Annotated in this window: 23 protein-coding genes and 1 tRNA gene; 6 read left to right on the top strand and 18 right to left on the bottom strand. The window is 60.2% G+C overall.

All coding sequences use genetic code 11. The features are described 5' to 3' along the window. Positions 1–109: 109 nt before the first annotated feature. Positions 110–631: a DUF992 domain-containing protein gene (locus BSG20_RS21910; RefSeq protein WP_072378392.1), complete on the bottom strand. Its 522-nt coding sequence runs from the start codon at positions 629–631 to the stop codon at positions 110–112. Positions 632–1091: 460 nt separating this feature from the next. Between BSG20_RS21910 and BSG20_RS21905 the strand changes: the two genes are divergently transcribed. Continuing rightward, a complete protein-coding gene (locus BSG20_RS21905; RefSeq protein WP_167371586.1) occupies positions 1092–2057 on the top strand; it encodes a Gfo/Idh/MocA family protein in 966 nt (321 codons plus the stop codon). 642 nt (positions 2058–2699) lie between these two features. Here the strand turns inward: BSG20_RS21905 and BSG20_RS21895 are convergent. From BSG20_RS21895 to BSG20_RS21850, 10 genes are all read right to left on the bottom strand, one after another. Next, entirely contained in the window at positions 2700–2933 is a 234-nt protein-coding gene (locus BSG20_RS21895) for a hypothetical protein (RefSeq protein WP_072378247.1), read from the bottom strand. Between the two features lie 199 nt (positions 2934–3132). Next, the gene (locus tag BSG20_RS37620) at positions 3133–3402 is read right to left on the bottom strand and encodes a BA14K family protein (protein WP_244551816.1); all 270 of its coding nucleotides are present in this window, start codon (positions 3400–3402) and stop codon (positions 3133–3135) included. 522 nt (positions 3403–3924) lie between these two features. Further along, positions 3925–4182: a hypothetical protein gene (locus tag BSG20_RS35730; protein ID WP_143147512.1), complete on the bottom strand. Its 258-nt coding sequence runs from the start codon at positions 4180–4182 to the stop codon at positions 3925–3927. 252 nt (positions 4183–4434) lie between these two features. Beyond that, positions 4435–4510 (bottom strand) — tRNA-Lys (locus tag BSG20_RS21880). 123 nt (positions 4511–4633) lie between these two features. After that, complete coding sequence (locus tag BSG20_RS21875) at positions 4634–5545, bottom strand: PhzF family phenazine biosynthesis protein (protein WP_072378251.1); 912 nt, start codon at positions 5543–5545, stop codon at positions 4634–4636. A gap of 66 nt (positions 5546–5611) precedes the next feature. Next, positions 5612–6358, bottom strand: a complete 747-nt coding sequence (locus tag BSG20_RS21870) for an NUDIX hydrolase (protein ID WP_093041329.1) — start codon at positions 6356–6358, stop codon at positions 5612–5614. After that, on the bottom strand, positions 6355–7464 hold the full coding sequence (locus tag BSG20_RS21865) for an endonuclease/exonuclease/phosphatase family protein (protein ID WP_072378252.1): 1110 nt from the start codon (positions 7462–7464) through the stop codon (positions 6355–6357). Before BSG20_RS21865 ends, BSG20_RS21870 begins: the two co-directional genes overlap by 4 nt. A gap of 68 nt (positions 7465–7532) precedes the next feature. Next, a complete protein-coding gene (locus BSG20_RS21860; protein ID WP_072378254.1) occupies positions 7533–8561 on the bottom strand; it encodes an ABC transporter ATP-binding protein in 1029 nt (342 codons plus the stop codon). Beyond that, complete coding sequence (locus tag BSG20_RS21855) at positions 8549–10243, bottom strand: ABC transporter permease (RefSeq protein ID WP_072378256.1); 1695 nt, start codon at positions 10241–10243, stop codon at positions 8549–8551. Before BSG20_RS21855 ends, BSG20_RS21860 begins: the two co-directional genes overlap by 13 nt. A 17-nt stretch (positions 10244–10260) precedes the next feature. After that, positions 10261–11238, bottom strand: coding sequence for an ABC transporter substrate-binding protein (locus tag BSG20_RS21850; protein WP_072378258.1), 978 nt, complete (start codon positions 11236–11238; stop codon positions 10261–10263). Positions 11239–11400: 162 nt separating this feature from the next. On the opposite strand from BSG20_RS21850, the gene BSG20_RS21845 reads away from it, so the two are divergent. Beyond that, the gene (locus BSG20_RS21845; RefSeq protein ID WP_072378260.1) at positions 11401–12459 is read left to right on the top strand and encodes an aldo/keto reductase; all 1059 of its coding nucleotides are present in this window, start codon (positions 11401–11403) and stop codon (positions 12457–12459) included. A 25-nt stretch (positions 12460–12484) separates the two neighbouring features. Here the strand turns inward: BSG20_RS21845 and BSG20_RS21840 are convergent, their stop codons facing one another. Continuing rightward, positions 12485–13705, bottom strand: coding sequence for an aminotransferase-like domain-containing protein (locus tag BSG20_RS21840; RefSeq protein WP_072378262.1), 1221 nt, complete (start codon positions 13703–13705; stop codon positions 12485–12487). Between the two features lie 196 nt (positions 13706–13901). Beyond that, positions 13902–14354, bottom strand: coding sequence for a YidB family protein (locus BSG20_RS21835; RefSeq protein ID WP_072378264.1), 453 nt, complete (start codon positions 14352–14354; stop codon positions 13902–13904). A 152-nt stretch (positions 14355–14506) separates the two neighbouring features. Here BSG20_RS21835 and BSG20_RS21830 point away from each other — a divergent pair, with 152 nt between their 5' ends. Beyond that, entirely contained in the window at positions 14507–14764 is a 258-nt protein-coding gene (locus BSG20_RS21830) for a GlsB/YeaQ/YmgE family stress response membrane protein (RefSeq protein WP_037120084.1), read from the top strand. Between the two features lie 91 nt (positions 14765–14855). Further along, positions 14856–15443: a class I SAM-dependent methyltransferase gene (locus BSG20_RS21825; protein WP_072378266.1), complete on the top strand. Its 588-nt coding sequence runs from the start codon at positions 14856–14858 to the stop codon at positions 15441–15443. 48 nt (positions 15444–15491) lie between these two features. Here the strand turns inward: BSG20_RS21825 and ilvC are convergent, their stop codons facing one another. The 3 genes from ilvC to BSG20_RS21810 form a co-directional block, all read right to left on the bottom strand. Then, positions 15492–16511, bottom strand: a complete 1020-nt coding sequence (ilvC, locus tag BSG20_RS21820) for a ketol-acid reductoisomerase (protein ID WP_037120078.1) — start codon at positions 16509–16511, stop codon at positions 15492–15494. Between the two features lie 45 nt (positions 16512–16556). Further along, positions 16557–17222 carry a TetR/AcrR family transcriptional regulator gene (locus tag BSG20_RS21815; protein WP_177309871.1) on the bottom strand — a complete coding sequence of 222 codons (666 nt, stop codon included), beginning with the start codon at positions 17220–17222 and terminating at the stop codon, positions 16557–16559. Positions 17223–17360: 138 nt separating this feature from the next. Then, on the bottom strand, positions 17361–18266 hold the full coding sequence (locus tag BSG20_RS21810; protein ID WP_072378271.1) for an AraC family transcriptional regulator: 906 nt from the start codon (positions 18264–18266) through the stop codon (positions 17361–17363). Positions 18267–18517: 251 nt separating this feature from the next. Here BSG20_RS21810 and BSG20_RS21805 point away from each other — a divergent pair, with 251 nt between their 5' ends. Both BSG20_RS21805 and BSG20_RS21800 read left to right on the top strand, forming a co-directional pair. Next, positions 18518–18889, top strand: coding sequence for a VOC family protein (locus BSG20_RS21805; RefSeq protein ID WP_072378396.1), 372 nt, complete (start codon positions 18518–18520; stop codon positions 18887–18889). Positions 18890–19061: 172 nt separating this feature from the next. Next, entirely contained in the window at positions 19062–20108 is a 1047-nt protein-coding gene (locus BSG20_RS21800) for an NAD(P)-dependent alcohol dehydrogenase (protein WP_072378273.1), read from the top strand. A gap of 35 nt (positions 20109–20143) precedes the next feature. Here the strand turns inward: BSG20_RS21800 and BSG20_RS21795 are convergent, their stop codons facing one another. After that, the gene (locus BSG20_RS21795) at positions 20144–21415 is read right to left on the bottom strand and encodes an NAD(P)/FAD-dependent oxidoreductase (protein ID WP_072378275.1); all 1272 of its coding nucleotides are present in this window, start codon (positions 21413–21415) and stop codon (positions 20144–20146) included. A 131-nt stretch (positions 21416–21546) separates the two neighbouring features. Further along, entirely contained in the window at positions 21547–22011 is a 465-nt protein-coding gene (locus tag BSG20_RS21790; protein WP_072378277.1) for an Lrp/AsnC family transcriptional regulator, read from the bottom strand. Positions 22012–22117: the final 106 nt, after the last annotated feature.

Raw genomic sequence — 22117 nt, 5'->3', positions numbered from 1 at the left:
TTGCGGCATGTCTCACGGTTCCCTCCACTGCCGAACCCCAAAAAGCTGGCCGCACGAGAATGCGGCCAGACTTATGCACGATCGCCAAACGATTGCCGGCGAGACATCCTTAGCCCTGCGGCGTCAACGTCATGGACGTCCCGCTCGCAGCAACGTTGAGGCCGAGCTGGCCGGTCACGCTCAGCGTCTGCAAGTGGACCGAGCCACTGGTGCCGCCAACGAGAATGTTGGCACCGACACCGGCGACGAGCGTCGCTTCAGCCGATGCGCCTTGATAGAGGCCGCCCAGCGAACCGTGATGGTATCCGGTGGTCGGGGCAAACACCGCCCACACAATCCGGCCGCGCGTGGTAAACCCGACATCGACGCCCAACTTACGGATCGCACCTGTGTACCGATCCTGCGCCTCGCTGCCCGAGGTCGGGCTAAACACGCAATCGACCGATTTTGCCGAACCGAGGACGTAACCGACACCGCCACCGATATCGCAAGTCAGGATCCCGATCTTGACACCGTCACGCGCGTCGGCCTCAGGCGCTTGGTAGGTGGTCACCAAATCGGCCGCGATAACACTCGAGGCCAGAGCTTGCACCAGGGATGCGGCAGCAACAACGGTCGCGATCTTCTTCATCATTTTCTCCTTGTATTGGCCGGAGATAGATAGCGTATCGCTGCGGTTTACCAATGCCGTTGGTGCATGGCTGCCCTTCGCATCTTGCAGCATGACGCTGTCTGAAAGCAATTCGTGCCGCTGCGACTGGCACGAGGCGCCTATCGGGCTACCGAAAGAGCGGGATCACGGCGAAGCCCAACAGCCGCATCGCCGCATCGCGATCGATCGCCCTGCGAGGACGGTACCGCTGACGATGAAAGGAGGCTCGAGACCCGCCGAAGACATCAGATGCTCTTTCGACAACGGCGGACGCTCGTAGGGAAGGTGCCGTTCCTCTCCGGTCAACGTGACGCGACCATCAAATCCCTGATCGCGCAGTGCGAGCGCTGCACATCGCCTGCAGTGAGCTTGAAATCTCTCCTGTCGCGGTCATAGACTTGCCGGGAGGCAGGGTGGCGATTTTCGAATGGGAGGGTCAATGAAAGAGATCAGGATCGGAATTATCGGAACCGGCGTTATGGGTGCCGATCACGCGGCTATTCTTGCCGAGGGCGTTGCGAATGCCAGGCTGATTGCCGTTCAGGATTTCGATCGCAGTCGAGCCGAAACGATTGCCGCATCCCTTGGTGTACGGGCCATTGCGGACGCGGACACACTGATCGGCGATCCCGACATCGATGCCGTGATGGTCTGCTCACCAGACGGCACCCATGCGTCGCTGGCGTTGAAGGCAATTGCCGCCCGAAAGCCCGTCCTCGTCGAAAAACCGCTGGCAGGAAGCCTGGAGGATGCCGAGGCAATCGTTCGAGCCGAAGTCGCAGCTGGCCGCCGTCTCGTGCAGGTTGGTTTCATGCGGCGTTTCGATGCAGGCTACAGAGAGATGAAACAGGCGCTCGACTCCGGCGAACTCGGGCGACCGCTGTTCTTGCACTGTGTTCACCGAAACGCCGTCGGGCCGGATTATCTCACATCCGAATTGGTGATTGCCAATTCCGCCGGCCACGAGTTCGACATCGCGCGGTACCTTCTTGACGACGAGATTACCTCGGCGATCGTCGCCAGCCCTCCGGCAACTCGAAACGCCCCGAACAGGCAGCCGCAGTTCATTCTGCTGCAGACCGGATCCGGGGTGGTGGTCGACATCGAGGTCTTTACCGACGCGCAGTACGGATATGACGTGCGGGCTGAACTTGTCTGCGAGGATGGAACGGTCGCTCTCGACCCAAGCCCGGCGACCACGCTGCGCGCCAAGGGCCACGACGGATTTCGAACACCTGCCGATTGGCGGCCACGGTTCCGGCTATCGTGCGCAGTTGGAAGCCTGGACGGCAGGCATTCTCACACGGAAGCCATCAGGCTCAAGCGCATGGGACGGCCATATGGCGATGCTGGTGACAAAGGCCTGCCTTCAGGCCTGGAAGACCGGCACCCGCGCTGCCGTTGAAATCCCCCACCAGCCGCCCCTGTATCGGTGAGACGGAAAGCTGGCGGAGAAATCAGTTGGCTGCCAGCCCTCAAGGGCGGAGTGGCGTGCTAGCCATCAGGGACGAGAAGAGGCCGCTTCACGCGAGGCTGGTTCTCTATCGGCAAACCGTTCTGTACCTAGTGATGTAATGATTATGGCTTCGATGCTGGTAAGGCACCCTCCAGCACACGTCGCGGTAGGCGTAGCGCGGGCGGTCATAGTCACGGTACCTTGGGCCGTATCGGTAATAGCGCGGTGGTGGCGGATCGTCATAGTACCTCGGGCCGCCGGAACCGAACTCGAAATAAACACCTTGCGCGTCGGCAGGAGCACTCATCAGTAGTGCTGCGAGGCCGGCCACTGCCAGAATCAACCGTTTCATGGTCAGTCTCCTTTCTCTGGAGATTCAACGCACCGGATCCGTGTATGGTTCACGCGTTTGGGGTCCTATAGGACCTAAGTCCTACCCGTGAGGCCCTTCCCGATGGAAAAACCGCAGAAAAAGGCCCCGCGGTATTGACGGGCTCAATATCGTGACATTTCAGCAACGTGCCTAAGGGGACACGACCTGGAAAAAAACGCCGATGGTTCGCTTCTGTTCCCGACCGTTGTTCGTATTGTCTACGCAGGTCGATGTGTGAGCCCGCGCGCCACGTCGATCAGCGCGCGCAACTGCTTCTCGTCACGGACTCCCTGGCGATAAAACTCGATGATGATTGAGGCTATCCGCTCGGACTCATCCGAGGAGGCTTCGATCCCCTGTTCGTTGCGGATGTGATCAAGCACGCGGTGGCAGACCGACAGATCCTTGGAATGCAACGGTTCGTCGCGACGACTGTAGCGCTTTTGAGACATGGTGGATCCTCCCTCCTTCGGAGGCAGAAAGGAGCCCCGCAGGACGCGGGGCAAATGACAGGGACATTTGGAAAGGCCAAGGCGCAGTGTGCGAGACGCCTTGGAACTGTGTCTAGAACGCGGCTACAGGCCGTTGGTTCCGATAGCGTAGTGTCTCCCTGCAGGGAAATGTCCCTCGCTCAAGCTCCATGGAATAGTCTCATCGGCTGGCAGTCTGAGCACTCGCGTCCCCGGGAAATGGCGAGATGCATTCGCGCCTCGGACCGCTATATGGCTGGTATGAATTATCGTCCACCCGATAAGACGCATAACGCGCAGAACACCACGCGGCGTGGCCCGCGCTCCCACTCACCGACCCCGTGACTTCCATCGATGGAGCGGCGAATGGAGACACGCAGGTGCGGATTTGGCCGCTGTAGGCGCGATAGGTGTCACTGGCCGGATCGTAGGACCGGTACCTAGACACCATTCGCCGTGCTCACGCCGTAGCGACGCCTCGGCGGCATCTGACGATATGCCATCGGACGCGGGTTTGGCCGCAAGGTTCGCCCTGGGCTTGGGCGCTGTCGGTTTAATGGGATAGGCTGCCGAGACAAGGGCCCGACGCGTTCGAATTTCAGGCTCCTGGGATCCACGGGCTCGGGAACCGAGGTCCAAAGGTCCGGTGCATCCAGTTTGCAAAGTGCTGCCCTTCAGGCATGGCGAGAATGTAGGTAGGGGCCGCGGCACCAATGAAACAGGCCCCAACCACCGTGACGGCACCAAACAGCATCGTCGCAATCGTTTTCAGAACAGCCTCCATGCGCTCATCGCTACCTCACGCCCGACTTACAAGGCCTCTCGCCGACCTCGTCGCGATGCATTGTGGCGAGGAGCCCTCGATATGCCCACACGAACGCGATCAGCCAGAAACCCGCTTCGACGAACTTTGTTCCTCATCCGCATCGTTCCGACGATAGCCCGGCAACGCAACGCTGCGGGGCCGAGCCATCTAGGCGGTGACGATGAGGACGATCGTGAATGCATTCGGATCGACAATGACGATCCGTCCATTCGGTCGCTGCGCCACTGCTCCGCCGACGATGGCGGCGGCGGCCGCGCCGCCAGCTGCGTCATTGACGGTGGACGACCGTGCGAATGCTACGCCGGACGCAAGGACCAATGCTGCGACCGCACCAATCGAAGTTTGATAAGCATATTTTGCTCTTTGGGTAAAGCGACCGCGACCCAACACTCGTGAACGCAACAATTGGAATCATCCCGGTTCCGCGCGTCGGACCTCAGTCCGAGAGGGAACCCGACTTTGGTTCGATCGCCGCCTATAGCGGCTCAGGCGAACCTCATATCCCAAAACTGGCCGTGGAAAGGCGGAGCCGGCATGCGATGCTTGCCGCTCTCTGCTGGCAGCAGGCAGATGTTGAAATCTTTGTCATCAAAGGGCACACGCATTTCATCCGCCTCGTTAGCGGATCAACGTATACTATTGTTTTCTTGTGAAGAATGGTGGGTGATGTAGGGCTCGAACCTACGACCCGCTGATTAAGAGTCAGCTGCTCTACCAACTGAGCTAATCACCCGTGACCGCCGTGTTGCGCGGTGTGAGGGGCGTATAAACAGGATCGTTCGGCTTGTCTAGCGCCTGCCTGAAAATTCTTTGGTTAAATGCGAAGATTTTTGCGCATGGCTGAAATGCAATGAAATCAAAGGTCCAGCGTTCCGCTTGCAATACGGACCGCCTGCCCGCCAATCCGGGCATTCGAGATCGCTCCGCCTTCGACATCCATATGCAGGTGGATGAAGGACGGTCTGCCCATTTCCACGCCCTGCTCGATCATCACCCCGTGGTGCCCGTCCGTCAGGCGGTCGAAATGGTGAATGGCACCGGATAGCGCGGCCACTGCCGCCCCGGTGGCCGGGTCTTCGACGATCCCCATGCCGCTCGCAAACATCCGCGCGTGGAACTTTGCGACATGGTTCACTCCGCCCCGACAATAGATGTAGGCCGAGGCAAGTGCGCCGTCGACGAAGGGAACGGTCGCTTCCCAAAGTTGTGGGTCGAAATCCATGCGCTGGGCGGCGCCGACGTCGTGAACGGGAACCATGAGGAAGGGCACCCCCGCACTCCAAAGCGACGGCACGTGATTTTCGAAGCCTATCTGCGTTGTCTTCAGCGACAAGGCATTGGCAATTCCAAGCTTATCGAGCGGCATGGCGATTTGCTGCGACTTCCGCGGCAGGTCGAACTCGGCAAAGCTCGCCTCACCCTCCCTCAGCCGAACGGCACAACGCACCGGCCCGACATTTTCCTCCAGCACCGAAACGAGATCGATGGTTGAGTTGCCGTGCGCCCGCTCGGCCAGAGCGATCGCCGTTCCAACCGTCGGGTGTCCTGCAAAGGGCAACTCGCGACCGGGGGTGAAGATGCGGATTTTCGCCGTGTAGGCGGGGTTGCCCGAGGGCTGAACGAAGACCGTTTCCGACAGGTTCGTTTCCTTGGCGATCGCCTGCATCGCGTCATCGCGCAAGTCGTCACCATCGAAGACGACGGCAAGCGGGTTTCCGGCGAGCTTGCGGTCGGTGAACACGTCGTAGACGCTGTAGCTGCGCGCCACATCGGCCTCCCCTGTCTCGGTCCTCGTTTCGCCAACCTGCCCGACCGGAAGACCGAGCGCAAGGCGTTAAGCGCCCTGCTTCTCTCTGAAGTACCAGTCGATGACGGGGAGCATCGCAATATTGTAAGGGTAAGCCTTGGGATCGGCCGACCGAATCGCGATTGCGCCGGCAATCTCCTTGTCATCGGCAACCAGCATGTGTGCGTGGATCCTCTCAATCATCTCTTCGGCGGTCAGGCCGAAGCGGAAGAGACGCAGCACCGTTACGGTGCGCCTGACGTGGCTCGCATAGTACCGATCGCCCGCCTGGGCATCGTTGAGGTCGAACCCCGTCTCCTCCATCACCTCGCGACGCATGTTGCCTTCGACGTCGCAGCGGTCGCCGGAAACGTCCTCTGGCTCCAGCGAGCCGGCGGCGAAATACACCTGGCCGGGATTGGCTGTATGGCTCCCCATGCGGATCGCTACTAACGCGCCGTCGGATGCCTCGAGAACGGGATAGGCAAACAGATGGATGCCACCGTGCCGGCTCGCCTGACGGCGCCACCACATAAATGTCGAAAACCGTATGACGTGGCCTTCGCCGGCGATGCCGCTGTCGGTCAGCGCCAGCCGCCTCTGAAACACCATCCGGCCGTCGAACAGCGCCGGATTCGCGGCCGTTTCCCGTTCCCAATTTTCCCGGATCGCCTCGCCCTGCGCGAGATAGAAGGGATGGTCTCCCGACAGGACGCGGAGGTCCAGGCCAGCAATCGGGAATACGGTCTGCTCCGGCGGCCAGCCGGCGAAATCTTCTGAAAAATGAACGTTCATATCAGATCCAATGTCATGACAACGGGGCAATGGTCGGAAGCTTTCGGTCGATCCCAGCCCGTGCGGGGATAGCGCTCGACCTCCTGACCAGGTGGGAAGACCGTCCGGTAGGGCTGTCCATGCCGAACGATCTCCGGTATGCGGCTGGCGTTCGTCCTAGCAAGTGCGGCGGAGAGCCAGATGTAATCGAGCTGACACAGCCATTGTTCCTCGGGTCCACGGGCGTGGTAGAGCGTCCAGCGATCGAGTGGATCGCGGCGGCGGACGACGTTCTCCACAAAGCCGTCATGGCTGAAGACATCGAGTGCGCTGACACTCTCGTCCCGATGCTCGAAACGGAATCCGGTGCGGCGGCGCCCGATGACATCGACGCGCTCCTGATAGTCGTTCATATCGCCGCAGATGACGAACCGCTTATCTTCGATGCGACCGCCGAATCGATCGTCGATGATGCGGCGCACCGCCAACGCTTCTGCCCGCCGCACCGGCATCGTGCCGAGCCTGCCGTCGACGCCTTCCGTGCGCGGTCCATCCATCGATTTGAAATGGACGACATAGAGCGACAGCGGGACACCACCAATCAGTAGATCGAACTCCAGGCAATCGCGCTTGAAGATCTTGTCGTCGATGCGGTTGGTAGGCGCCAGTTGATCGTTGAAGAGCCCGAGATCGCGATAGGTGAGCATGGCATGGCTCTTGATCTGCTGGAGCTCGATCTTCTGGCCGTCACGCGTCTCTTCCCGCATCACAACAGCGACGTCGATGCCGCGACTGTCATTACCCTCGACGAGATATTTCTGCCGGTAGCCGTTGCCGACCATCCGGAACAGATAGCCATACTCGAAGGCCTGCAGCGCCTCCATATTATCGACCTCCTGCAGGCACAGAATGTCTGCATCGGCGTCTGCGATCGCCAGGGCCGTCATCTGCCGCGTATCGTCGGTCGAGGAAATCACGCGCGCCTGTTCGAGCTGCTGGTAGACGCCTTCGCTACGCACCTCGAAAAGCTTGATCACGCGGTCCTGCCGCAGCTGGTTGCGGAAGCCCGTGAAGTCGAAGCGCGACATGAGATTTTCGACGTTGAAAGTAGCAAGGCGAAGCGACATCGAGGGTTTCCAATTGACGTTGCGCCATTAGTAGTGGCTAAGGCCCGCTTCGCAAAGACGTTTCGACATCAGAGCCGCCAGGCGGACCGGGCCATCACCCGCACGCTCTCGCCAACATCCAGCCGCTCCCGGCTGAATGTCCGAAGCACCTGCCCGTCGCCGAGCAACAGCTTCACGGCATAGCGCTCGCCCTCGTAGAGGATGGATTCGACGCGTGCTGCAATGCCCTCGCCCGTGATAAGGACATCCTCCTGGCGCACCAGCACGTCCACCTTCGGCCGATCACCGACTTCGTGCGACAGCAAAGGTTCGAGAGCGCACCAATCGAGCAGCCTGATGTCACCAACCGGAGACGGAAGCGAGAGAATTGCGCCGCGACCGATCAAACCACCAACCACCCGGCCCTCCGGCCGGGCGTAGATTTCCGCTGGCAGTGCAGCCTGCAGAAGGCGGCCTTCGGACATGACCGCAACGTCGGTTGCGAGTGCCATCGCTTCGCTCTGATCGTGCGTGACATAGATCATCGTCGCACCTGAGCGCTGGTGGAACTCGCGAAATGTTTCCTCCATCTCCTGCTTCAGGTGGTGGTCGAGATTGGCGAGCGGCTCGTCGAGCAGCACGACATCAGGTGACGACACGAGGCAGCGCGCCAGTGCCACCCGCTGTCGCTGGCCACCGGACAGATCGGCGGGACGGCGCTCGGCGTGATCGGCCAGTCTTACGGTCGCCAGCGCCTCGCGGACCTTCTGCTTGTAAGCCTCGCCGGAGATACCGCGCACTTTCAAGGGATAGCCGACATTGTCCGCGACACTCATGTGCGGCCAAAGTGCATAGGACTGAAACACCATCGCCATGTTGCGCCGTTCCGGCGGCAACGACCGGGAGGCGTCTGCAAGCAGCCGCTCCCCGAGATGGATGGAGCCATTTGTCGGCGCTTCGAAACCGGCGATCATGCGCAGCACCGTTGTCTTGCCGCAGCCCGAAGGCCCGAGCAGCGCCAGAAAGCCGCCGTGCCTCACCTTCAGGGAAAAGTCGGTAACGGCCGCACGGCCGGTGCCGAAATCCTTGGCGAGGTGGTTGAGGATCAATTCCGCCACGGCACGACCCCTCTCGGCAACCGTTTTGCCATCAGTTCCAGAAGCAGCATCATGCAGACGACCATGAGGACGACGAGCACGGAAAGCGCCGATGCCAGATCGGAGCTGCCGCTATCGTCGAGATTGTAGATTGCCACGCCAAGCGTCTGTGTCCCGGCAGACCATAGGAGCGCAGAGATGGTGAGCTCATTGCAGGCGATCAGGAAGACCAGAATGACCGATGCTCCCGCCGCGGGGGCGATCAACGGCACGATGATATCGACAAGCCGCCGGAAAAAGCCCGCCCCCGATAGTCTTGCCGCTTCCTCCAGTGCCGAATCCAGCTGATGGAATGCACTGACGACAGGCTTTAGGCTTACGGCAAAAAAGCTCGAAAAATACGCGATCAAGATGATCCAGATCGTCCCGTAAAGTGTCACCTGCAGGATGGGAAGCGGCGCGGCAAACACGAGAATGAAGGACACGGCCATGACGATGCCGGGCAGCGAATAAGGGATCTCGATGAGGCTCGAAACAATCCGGCCCAGCAGGTCTTGGCGTCGCGCCAACGCGTAAGCCGAAAGCACGGTCACCACAAGGAGACACGATGCTGTCCCAGACGCGAGAGACAGGGAGTTCACGAACGCCGTGCGCGTTACCGCTTGCCGGAAAAGGACTTCATAGAAGGCGCTCGCAGACATCGTCTTGAAGGTCAGCGGCACGCCATAGGCCGGCACGAGCGCACCGGCCAGGAGAGCGAAGAATGGTGCGGCCAGCATGAAGAAAAGGCAAAGCCATAACAGCAGCTGCAAAAGGAATTTCCAGCCTCCCAAATCGAAGGCCACGGTCGCGCCGGAAAGCCCAAGCACACGATAGTCGCGTCCACGCAAGGCGCGGTCCTGAATGGCAAGCCCGACCACTGAAATGATGGCGATGATCGCTGAAAGCAGCGCCACGTCGCCGAAAGTCCGGCTGGTGAAGGCGGAGAACTTGGTGAAGATCAGCGTCGGAAGCGTATAGATCGAGGCCGGTATACCGAGGATTGCCGGAATGCCGAAATTGCCGGTGCAGGAAACGAACGAGATCGCAGCTCCGGCAATGATCCCCGGCAGCGAAAGCGGCAGGATGACATCGCGGAAGACCCGAAGACTGCTGGCTCCGGCAAGTCGCGCCGCCTCGACGCCATCGCGGGGGAGCGCCATCATGCCAGCACGGAGAGCGAGAAAGACGAGCGGCGCATGCTGCACGCCGTAGAGCAGCGAAATCCCGCCGACCGAATAGAGCGGCTGCGGCGACCCGAGCGGAGGCGCAATGTGCAACGCCTTCAGGAGCGGGCTGGAGGGCCCGGACATCTGCACCCAGGCGAGCGCCGTCACCTGCGGCGGGATCATCATCGGCAAGACGAAAAGGAAGCTCAGCGCGCCCTTGCCGCAAATATCAGTCAGCGTCAGCAGGAATGCGAAGGCGCAGCCGACGGCGAGCGAGATCAGCGTGCCGAGCACCGCCGTCACGAGGGTGTAGTAGGTTGCCGACCAGAGCGCCGGATCGCCCAGCACCGCCCCGACGCCACCGTTCGCAAGCGCGGCAATGCCTGTTGTCACCAGCCGCGCCAGCGGCAGCACGCTGAGGATCAGGACGATGATAACGATAAAAGGAAACAGCCAGGCGGGCTGGCTGTTTCCAGGACGAACATATCCGTGCATCTGCTTTCCGGCCGCGATCAGTTCGAGCCGTAGATGCCGGAGAAGGTCTTGAGGTCCTGATCGGTGCTCGTCAGCGCCTCGGCCGCATTGATCGGCAGTACCTTGATGGTGTCGCGGGCCGGAAAGCCCTCCGGCAGCTTCATGCCATTGCGGGCCGGGATATAGCCGAGTTTGAGGAAGCCTTCCTGTCCCTTTTCCGAGAGCACGTAGTCGACGAATTTCTTGGCTGCATCGGCATTCTTCGAGCCTGCGAGAATGCCGACCGGCTCCGTCACTGCGGAAACGCCTTCCGTCGGGAAGACGAACTCGACCGGCGCGCCCTTGGCTTTTTCGCGGATCGGCATGTAATCGACAATCATGCCGAAGGCCTTCTCGCCTGAAGCAACCGACTTGAGGACCCCACCATTGCCGCCGGCAGCAGTCGCGCCATTGGCAGCGAGATCCTTGTAGAAGTCCCAGCCGAGGCTATCGACGCCGGCAAGCGTCTGCGCATGAATGAGGGCAGCGCCCGACGTCAGCGGGCTCGGCATGGTCACGAGGCCTTTGGCTTCCGCCTTCGTCAGATCCTTCCAGCTTGTCGGCTTGAACGCGGCAGAGGTGTTGTAGACAATACCGGTGGTGATCAGTTTCGTCGAATAATAGTAGCCGTCGGCGTCGTAGAGAGCCGCGTCATAGCTTGCAGCCTCCGGCGACTTATACGCGAGCAGCTTGCCGGCTTCCTTGAGGCGCTCGAGCGTTACCGTGTCGGCGATCAGCAGAACGTCGGCGACGGGATTGCCGGCCTCGATTTCCGCCTGCAGCTTCGCCATGATCTTCGGAGTGCCATCGCGCACCCAGTCCACTTTGACGTCGGGATTGGCGGCCACGAAGCCGTCTACGGTCGCCTGTGCATCTTCGTTCGGCTGGCTCGTGTAAAGCACAAGATTGGCGGCAGAGGCCGGCATTGCAAGCAAGCTCGCGGCAAGCAGCGTGGCGGCGGAAACGATCGTCTTCATGATGGATCCTCGATGGTGGGAGAACCGTTCCTTAGCCATCGCGGATAACATGATTGTGACAGTCGGCTTCGTCACGAGCACGCCGACGTCTGCCCTTGACCCACCTGCTCCGCCCCTATCTTCTACCGCACGTTCTCACTCGTTCATTTTGGAGGAAGGCATATGGAATACCGGCTTCTCGGCCGTTCTGGTCTCAAGATTTCGACCGTGACGATGGGCACGATGACGTTCGGTGGCCAGGGCTGGGCGAAAATGGTTGGCGATCTCGGGGTTGCCGAAGCGCGCAGGCTTGTCGATATGTGCATCGACGCCGGCGTCAACCTGATCGATACGGCCGACGTATACTCGCAGGGCGCCTGCGAAGAAATTCTCGGCGAGATCATCGGCGGGCCGCGCAAGAACGGCGTTCTGGTCGCCACCAAGGCACGCTTTCGCATGGGAGACGGCCCGAACGATACCGGCTCTTCGCGCTATCATCTCATCAGCGCCTGCGAAGCCAGCCTGCGGCGGCTGAAGACTGATGTCATTGATCTCTATCAGCTTCACGAATGGGATGGGCAGACGCCGCTGGAAGAAACCTTGGAGGCGCTCGACACGCTCGTGCGCCAGGGCAAGGTCCGCTATGTCGGCTGCTCGAATTTCTCAGGCTGGCACATCATGAAGGCGCTCGGCGTCAGTGAGAGAGAAAAGCGGGAGCGGTTCGTCAGCCAGCAGATCCACTACACGCTCGAAGCGCGCGATGCGGAATATGAACTGCTGCCGATCAGCCTCGACCAGGGGCTTGGCGTGCTGGTCTGGAGCCCGCTCGCCGGCGGCCTTCTTTCCGGCAAGCACCGCCGCAACCAGGCCGCGCCGGAAGGCTCGCGTCAGTTTGCCGGCTGGACCGAGCCGCCGATCCGTGACGAAAACCGTCTCTGGAATATCGTGGAAACGCTGGTAGCGATCGCCAACGAGCGCGGCGTGTCGGCAGCCCAGGTGGCGCTTGCCTGGCTGATCGGCCGCAAGGCGGTGACCTCGGTGATCATCGGTGGCCGGACCGAAGCCCAGTTCAAGGACAATCTGGCTGCCGCCCACCTGAAGCTGACCGAGGACGAGCGCAAGCGCCTCGACGCCGTCAGCCTGCCGCCGGTGCTTTATCCGTATTGGCACCAGCTCAACACGGCAAGCGACCGGCTGAGTGAGGCCGATCTGGAATTGTTCGGCCCGCACTTGAACCGTTAGTTGTTCCTGAAAAGTCGGCGGCCGATCAGCCGCCGATTTCGCCAGCGATCAGCGCGCCAAGGCGGCTGATCCCCTCCTCGATCATCTGCTCGTTCGCGCAGGAGAAGCTGACGCGGAACGTATTCTCGCCCGAACCGTCGGCGAAAAATGCCTTGCCGGGGACGAACGCGACCTTGGCCGTTTCCAGCGACTTGGCGAGCAGTTTCGCGCCGTCCATACCCTTCGGCAGCGTCACCCAGATGAACATGCCGCCTTCGGGCTTCGTCCAGCTCGTGCCGGCAGGCATATATTTCTCCAGCGCCGCCAGCATGACGTTGCGGCGATGGCTGTAGACCGACCTGATCTTGGCGACCTGCGCGTCAAAGCCGCGCTCCGCGACGTGCGCGATCGCCATCTGATTGATCGTCGAGGAATGCAAGTCAGCCGCCTGCTTCATCAGCACGAGCTTGCGGATGACCAGAGCATTGGCAACGATGAAGCCGACACGCAGGCCCGGCGCCAGCGTCTTGGAGAAGCTGCCGCAGTAAATGGTGCGTGTGTCGTTGATATTCCCCTTCTTGGCAATTTCCGTCGCCAGGATCGGCGCGATCGGCGTCCCATCGTAACGCAGCGACTGGTAGGCTGCGTCTTCGATGATCGCGATATCGAGCTCCTCTGCCAGCGCGAGAACCTTGTCTCGTCCGGCCTGATCGACAGTCTCGCCCGTCGGATTGGCAAAATCGGCGGAGAGATAAGCGAACTTCACCGTCCCACCTGCAGCTGTCGCCTGCGCCTTGAAGGAGTCTGGCGTGCGATTGCCGTTCGGCGTCAGCTGATCATAGGTCGGCTCGTAAGCATTGAAAGCCTGCAAGGCACCGAGATACGTCGGCCAGGTGACCAGCGCCGTGTCGTTCGGCGAGAGGAAGAGCTTGCCGAGATAATCCAGACCCTGCTGCGAGCCGGAAACGATGAAGACGTTATCGAGGTCGCAAGGGATGCCGATAGCAGCCATCTGCTTGATCAGCCATTCGCGAAGCGGCTTGTAGCCTTCGCTGACGGAATACTGCAGCGCGGAGTTCACGGCCGAACTGTTGAAGATGTCGGCGTAAGCGGCCTTGAATTCCTGATCGGGGAAAAGTGCCGGATCCGGAATGCCGCCGGCAAAGGAAATGATGTCAGGGCGGTCAAGAAGCTTCAGAAGCTCGCGAATCTCCGATGCGCGCATCCGTGAAGAACGCGTCGCGAATATGTTTTCCCAATTCGACATGGGCATTTCCTCGCAATTTTTTGTCTTTCGGCGACAGAACCACGCAACAAATGATAAGTCAACATTACTGACCTATTTGTTTTTCACGGTGACAAGTCTGCGCGCGTTTTAGTCCAAAAAATCTGCGACAGCGACTGGAAAACGTTAGAGAAAGGCCCCGTTCCCGGAAGAAACAGGGCCTTCTTGTCTAGCAAGATCACGAACGGAAAAGCGTTGCGATCTGCTCTTGTGTCGGTAGCTGGCCCCGCGGCGTCAGTTTGTCGACCACGCCAGGCAAGACGGTCGACAGTTGATTCAGCAGCTCTTGCTCACTGATTCCGGCCTGCCGTGCGAGATCACTGATCGTCTTGGAGCCGAGCGCATCATTGAGATTGCCCGGTGCGATCGGCTTGTTCTGCCCGGGCTGGACCCACGAGTCGACCGTATCGCCCTGCCCGGCTTCCGTCAGCTTGCCGAGAAGACCGCCGAGCCCACCGAGAAGCCCGCCATCGCCGGTCTGTGGATTGGCCTGCGGATTGGCCTGCTGAGCGGCTGGATCCGTCTGGCTGCCGCCGGCACCGAGAAGCTTTCCCACCAGCAACGCGCCAAGAGCAATCATGATCGGCTTCGATATATTTCCGCCTGGAACGGCGTCATCAAAGATACCCATGCCATCCTCCTTTTCGGTTTCTTCATTTCATTGAACAACAACTGTAGAATGAAAGCATAGGGTTCTCGCGAACCTTGAATTCCCCGACCAGCTATTTAGCTTAGACGGGAAGATGGCCTCAATATTCAACCAATCAAGGAGGGGAATGGCAGATGTCAGTAATCGGTTGGATTATCCTTGGACTGATCGCAGGATTCATCGGAAGCAAGATCGTCAACAAGTCAGGCGCGGGCATGCTGATGGATATCGTCCTCGGCGTCGTCGGAGCAATTGTCGGCGGCGTCATCTTCAGTTTCTTCGGTGCCTCCGGCGTGACGGGCTTGAACATCTACAGCCTCGTCGTCGCCGTCATCGGTGCCGTTGTCGTTCTCTGGCTCTACCACGCCGTCAGCGGACGACGCTCCATCTAGTTCGCTAATCTTCATCGAGCGAATGGGCGCTGCCTCAAAGGCGGCGGCCCTACGCGTGTAACTCCGGTCTTGGCTCATCGGGCAAACGATCATGGCGGACGAGAATACATCTTCATTCTACAACGACAACGCGGCCACCTACGCTTCGCGGCAGCGTATTTTGCCGATTCGACGGCTGGACGCCTTTTTGTCGCTGCTGCCTCCGGGCGCAGCCATCCTTGATTTGGGTTGCGGCGGCGGCCAAGACAGCGCCTACATGCTGTCGAAAGGCTTCGATGTGACGCCGACAGACGGGTCGCCGGCAGTTGCGAAACAGGCGGAGATCCTTCTCGGACATCCCGTCGAGGTCCTGCGCTTCGAGGATTTGGACGAGGAAGAAGCCTTCGACGGCGTATGGGCCGAGGCCAGCCTGTTGCATGTCCCGCGAGCAGCACTTCCTGAGGTGCTGGAACGGATCCGCACGGCGCTGCGGCCTGGTGGCACCTTCCACGCCACGTTCAAGGCAGGCGAAGCGGAAGGACACGACGGCTTCGGTCGCTACTACAATTATCCGTCGGCGGAATTGCTCTCGGAAATGCTGAGCAATGGCGGCTGGCACAACATCGTCATCAGCGAAGGCGACGGCAGCGGCTACGACGGCAAGCCAACCCGCTGGCTCGCCGTGCGGACACAAAAATAAAGGCCGGAGCTTTCGCCCCGGCCCGCTGAAGCAGCAGTTCGAAACCGCTTAGTTGACGCTCTTGTCGACCAGCTTGTTCTTGCCGATCCACGGCATCATGCCGCGAAGCTTGGCGCCGACTTCTTCGATCTGATGGCTATCGTTCATGCGACGAATACCCTTGAAGCGCGAGCCGCCAGCCCGGTATTCCTGCATCCAATCGGACGTGAACTTGCCGGTCTGGATGTCGTGCAGAACGCGCTTCATTTCAGCCTTGGTTTCAGCGGTGATGATACGCGGGCCGGTGACGTATTCGCCCCACTCAGCGGTGTTGGAGATCGAGTAGTTCATGTTGGCGATACCGCCTTCATAGATCAGGTCGACGATGAGCTTCACTTCGTGCAGGCACTCGAAATAGGCCATTTCAGGCGCGTAGCCGGCTTCGACCAGTGTTTCGAAGCCAGCGCGGATCAGTTCGACGAGACCGCCGCAGAGAACGACCTGCTCGCCGAAGAGGTCGGTTTCGCACTCTTCGCGGAAGTTGGTTTCGATGATGCCCGAACGTCCGCCGCCAACGCCGCAGGCGTAGGAGAGAGCGAGCTCAAGTGCATTGCCGGAAGCGTTCTGGTGAACGGCAACGAGGCAGGGAACGCCGCCGCCCTTCTGGTATTCGCCGCGAACCGTGTGACCCGGGCCCTTCGGCGCGATCATGACGACGTCGAGCGAAGCCTTCGGCTCGATCAGGCCGAAGTGAACGTTGAGGCCGTGTGCAAAGGCGATTGCAGCACCGTCACGGATGTTGCCGGCGATGTCGGCCTTGTAGATGTCGGCCTGCAACTCGTCCGGGGTCGCCATCATGATGAGGTCGCCCCACTTGGCGGCGTCGGCAACGGTCATGACCTTGAAGCCGTCGGCTTCTGCCTTCTTGATGGTGGCCGAACCGGCCTTGAGCGCGATCGCAACGTTGGCGGCACCGCTGTCCTTGAGGTTCAGCGCGTGCGCACGGCCCTGCGAACCGTAGCCGACGATGACGACGTTCTTGGACTTGATGAGGTTGATATCGGCATCACGATCGTAATAGACGCGCATTGTTCTTTCCTTCCCTTTGCTGGTCCTGTGACTTGTAAGAGGGGATCAGCCGACGAGCGGCATCTCCGCCAAAACCTTCTCCGTGCCGTAAAGGCGCAGGAAGGCGGAAACCGCCCTCTCCGCCTGACGCGCGGTATCCTTGAGACCCGGCTCGCCGAGCAGCATGCGAACATGCAGATCGGAAACGATCAGGCCATAAAGCGTGTGATATGCCTCGTCGGCATCATTAAAACGTAGCAGCCCGGCACGCTTGCCGGAATCGATAAGCCCCATGGCGCGGCGATCGATCTGGCGGCGGCCCCGCTCCAGAAGCAACTTGCCGAGCTTGGAGCCGTCGCGATGCGACTGGCCGATGGCGAGGCGGTTCAGCGCCAGCGAAACGTCGCCGGCGAGAACCTCCAGGAGATCCTTCGAGAAGATGACGAGGTGATCGTGCAGGCTCACCGACGTCAGTCGCTCGCCATTGCGTTCAAACGTGCGCACCTTGCTCGCCTGGTAGGCGATCATCGCCGACAGCAGCCCGTCGCGGTCGCCGAACCACTTGTAGAGGCTTTCCTTGGAGCAATTCGCCGCGCGCGCGACCCCGGATGTCGTCAGCGCCTTCTCGCCGCCGTCGACGAGCAACCGCAGCGCCTGCTCCAGAACGGCGTTTTGGCGCGGCGAAAACTCGCTGGGCTCCAAATTATCGACGGACACGGTCTCACTCCCGATTAGTACCGTACGGTACGGTTCGCGGGCTTTATGCTGCAAAGCTTAGGGCGCGTCAAGCGGCATCTTATGAAAATTCCTGCGTCGTTTCGACCCGTCGATTTGCGTCGTCAAGACCGGTCCGATGCGCAAATTGCTTGCTCAGGCGCCGTCAACGGGCTCGCGCGCGGCCTCGACGTCTCTCAGTGGGGACAGGCCATAGACGCGGCTGTACTCCCGGCTGAACTGCGACGGGCTCTGGTAGCCGACGCGATGCCCTGCCGTCCCGGCATCCAGCCTCTCTATCAGCATCAAGCGCCGCGCCTCATGCAGCCGCAGCTGTTTCTGGTACTGTACCGGCGTCATCGCAGTAATCGACTTGAAATGATGATGGAAGGACGACACGCTCATGCTGACCTGCTCGGCGAGGTCCTCGATGCGCAGTGGCCGGGCAAAGTTCTGCCGCAACCAGGCAATGGCGCGGGCGATGCGGTTGCCATGGCTGTCGGCGACCGCAATGTTGATGAGCCGGCCACCGTCCGGACCGGTGAGGACCCGATATAGGATCTCCTGCTCGATCAGCGGTGCCATCGCCGCAATGTCCTTTGGACTATCGAGCAAACGCAGGAGCCGCACCGCCGCATCCAGGAGTTCGGCTGTCGCTATGTTTACGACAATCCCACGCCCGCCTACGGGTACTGTGGGGCGCGGGAGATCAGTGCGGCTCAGAAGATCGAGAACCTTCTCGCTGTTGACGGCGAGTGTCAGGCAGAAATGCGGAACCTCTGGGCTCGCCTCCACGACGCGCCATGTCACCGGCAGGAAGAGCGATGTCAGAAGATAGTCGCCAGCGCCGTAGTTGATGACATCGGTGCCGAGGCGAAGGCTCTTGGCGCCTTGGACAACAAGGGCGATGCAAGGTCGGTAGCTGCCATGGCACGGCGCGCTCGGAGTGTGTCGGCGGCTGATCCCCAGGCTCTCGATGGCGGTGCGGAACTCACCCTCTCCGTCCGCGTGACGCGCGGCAATGGAAGCGATTTCCTGATAGGGATTGAACGGCAAGGTCATGTGGAACTCGTTCTGAGATAGCAGGTTCACGTTATCTAAGCTTCACGGCGGCATCCTACAAACCCGAAGTCGCACTTCGGTCTCAAGAAGCAAAGGATTAGTCGTCATGACGGGAATGGATCGCTAGGGCAGTTCGACGTCAAAATCGGCAGTTGCAGCATTCCCGATACTTCCTATTCTGCCAGGCTGGAGAACATCATGCGGACGTCGCGCTTTGGTCCGGTATCTTTGAGCGTCTCGAGAGGAAAATGATGCGTTTTATCAATCCTATTCCTTTCGTTCGCGACATAAATCGCTCGAAGGAATTTTATAACGAGCTGCTCGGTCTGAACATTATTGAGGACGCCGGAAATTTCGTCCTTTTCGAGTCTGGCTTTGCAATCCACGAAGGACAATCACTTGAACAAACGATCTGGGGCCAGACGCATGACGCTGCCGACCCCTATGGGCGAAGAAACTTGCTTCTGTATTTCGAACACGGCGATCTTGATGCCGCATTTGAAAATATCGCGCCGCATGTCGAGTTGATCCACGCCGTAGAAGAGCAAGCGTGGGGACAGCGGGTCTTCCGATTTTACGATCCGGACGGGCACGCAATAGAAATTGGCGAGCCACAGAGCTGAATTGCTTAGAAGATTCGCGAACCTCCTGAAATTCGTGACACGGTCCGTTGTATGGCTCTGCTCGTGAATTTTGCAGGATCGTGCAAGAAGCTTGCAGGATCGCTCTAACGCCTCTTCGTCGTCCCGAGGCATAGTCGGGCTGTCCAATTGCTCACATCAAAGGAAGTTTCAGATGGCTATTGCAAAAGGCTATGCCGCGACGGATGCGTCGAAACCGTTAACACCCTTCACCTTCGAGCGCCGCGAGCCCAATCCCGATGACGTCGTGATCGACATCAAGTTTGCCGGCATCTGCCATTCGGACATCCACACCGTCCGCAACGAATGGAAGAACGCCGTCTATCCGATCGTACCGGGTCATGAGATCGCCGGTATCGTCTCGGCGGTCGGCTCGGCCGTGACGAAGTTCAGGGTCGGCGATCGTGTCGGCGTCGGCTGCTTCGTCGACAGTTGCATCGGCTGCGCTACGCGCGACGTTGACCGTGAACAGTATATGCCGGGTCTCGTCGGCACTTACAACGACTTCGAAGCCGACCGCAAGACGCGCACCCAGGGCGGCTACTCCGACTCGATCGTCGTCAAGGAAGGCTACGTGATGTCGATCCCGGACAACCTTCCGCTCGATGCCTCGGCCCCGCTGCTTTGCGCCGGCATTACGCTCTATTCACCGCTGCGTCACTGGAATGCCGGCCCCGGCAAGAAGGTCGCGATCGTCGGCATGGGCGGGCTCGGCCACATGGGCGTCAAGCTCGGCGCTGCGATGGGTGCTGACATCACCGTTCTGTCCCAGACCCTTTCCAAGAAGGAAGATGGCCTCAAGCTCGGCGCCAAGGAATATTACGCCACCAACGACCCGGCAACCTTCGAGAAGCTCGCCGGCGCCTTCGATCTGGTGATCTGCACGGTCAGCGCTGAAGTTGACTGGAATGCCTACCTTGGTCTGGTCAAGGTCGACGGAGCCTTCGTCGTCGTCGGTGCACCGGAAAACCCGATCCCGGTTCATGCTTTCGCACTGATCCCAGGCCGCAAGAGCATTTCCGGCTCGATGATCGGCTCGATCAAGGAAACCCAGGAAATGCTGGATTTCTGCGGCAGGCACAACATCGTCTCCGAGATCGAGAAGATCAACATCCAGCAGGTCAACGAAGCCTACGAACGCGTTCTGAAGAGCGACGTTCGCTATCGCTTCGTCATCGACATCGCCTCTCTGGCCGCCTGACAAACGCAAAGGGCGGCCTTGAGCCGCCCTCCTTGTTATGTGCGATTGTCGTCGCGCATCGTTTCCTTCTGAGTGATGAGCCGCGCGCTGTGCTGACCGCTCAGGTAGATCCAGAGCCAGCTCCACGCCACCGCAAAGCGCGAACGCGTTCCGATCAGGAAGTAGATATGGGCGATGCCCCATATCCACCAGGCGATCCAGCCTTTCAGCTTGATGCGCCCGAAATCGATGATGGCGGCACTCTGGCCGATCGTCGCAAGACTGCCCTGATGTCTATAGCGAAACGGTGCGGGCGAAGGTTTTGCCGCTAGGCGCGCGCGGATCACCTTGGCGGCATAGGCACCCTGTTGCTTGGCGGCCGGCGCGATCCCCGGAACCGGAGCGCCGCTCTCCTGAATGACAGAGGCCGTGTCGCCGACGACAAAGACATCCGGAAACCCCGGCGCCGTCAGATCCTTCTCGACGATGACGCGCCCTGCCCGATCTGCCGGCACATCGAGCCACTTGGCAGCGGGCGAGGCCTGTATGCCCGCAGCCCAGACGATCGTGCGGCTTGGGATGACTCCATTGCTTGTCTCGACACCTGCTGGCGTGCACTCCAGGACGCGCTCGCCGGTATGCAGTTCGACACCGAGTTCTCCAAGCGCCTTGCCGGCATAGGCCGAAAGCTCTTCGGCAAAGGTCGGAAGCACGCGCGGCCCCGCCTCGACGAGCACGACCCGTGTCTTGCGCGTATCGATATTGCGGAATTCGCGCGGCAAGGTATTGCGCGCAAGCTCGACAATGATCCCGGCGAGCTCGACACCGGTCGGCCCTGCACCGACGATCGTGAAAGTCAGAAGCGCGTCACGCATGGCGGGATCGGTTTCGATCTCTGCCCGCTCGAATGCGAGCAAAATCCGCCGTCGGATTGTCGTTGCGTCCTCCAGCGTCTTCAGACCGGGTGCAACCGGCTCCCAATCATCTCGCCCGAAGTATGCGTGCGTTGCTCCCGTCGCGAGAACGAGGCTGTCATAACGCAGCGTCATGCCGCCGCGTAATGCAACCTCCCTTGCGGCCGTATCGATACCAACGACTTCGCCGAGCACCGTCGTAACGTCCGGTCGGTCGCTATAGAGGTGGCGAATGGGCCAGGCGATATCCGAGGTCGAGAGGATTGTTGTCGCCACCTGGTAAAGCAGCGGTTGGAACAGGTGATGATTGCGACGGTCGACAAGGGTGATGCGCACACCCGCTCCCTTCAAATCGTTTGCCAACTGCAATCCGCCGAAACCGCCACCGACAACGACAACATGGTGCTCGCTCATGCCCTGCCTTTCCGTGCCATTGCGCTACGGCAAATGTCGTCGATTGCCTGCGGCTTTCAACCTCTCTTTGGGTATAGCTCGTCTGCGTCCAGCGGTTGTCGCGGAGGTCGAATTCAGAGAATGGAAACAACTCAGTCTGCGTAAGCAACCGGAATCGATGTCCCGCTTTTCAGCAATTCCATCGAGATGGACGCGGACACGTCGAAGAGTTCGATCTTGCGAACGATCTGCTTGTAGATCACATCGTAGTGCTCGACGCGTGGGAGCACGATCTTCAGAATGTAGTCGTGGTTCCCGGTGAGTCGATGCGCTTCGACGATCTCGGGTATGCTGCTGATCGCCCGCCGAAACGCTTCGATCCACTCGTCGGTATGATGCGCGGTCTTGATCAGCGCAAACACCGTCGTCGGCACGCCCATCTTCTCGCGATCGAGCACGACGATTCGTCGCGCGATATGGCCGCTCTCCTCCAGCCGCTGGACGCGCCGAGAACAGGCAGACACCGATAGCGCGATACGTTCGGCAAGATCCGTCACCGAAATGCCTGCATCGGACTGCAAGAATTCCAGGATTCGTCGATCGCGGTCATCCAGCACCGGCCTTCCTATCTTTCATGGTTGTCGTTTGCACAATATTCGATATTCACGCAAAAATACAGCGTACACAGAGAATTTCAGGCAAACAAAGCAAACAATTTGCGCG

It is taken from the genome of Rhizobium tibeticum (assembly GCF_900110205.1).
GTDB lineage: Bacteria > Pseudomonadota > Alphaproteobacteria > Rhizobiales > Rhizobiaceae > Rhizobium > Rhizobium tibeticum.
This window is presented reverse-complemented; position numbering and strand designations above follow the sequence as displayed.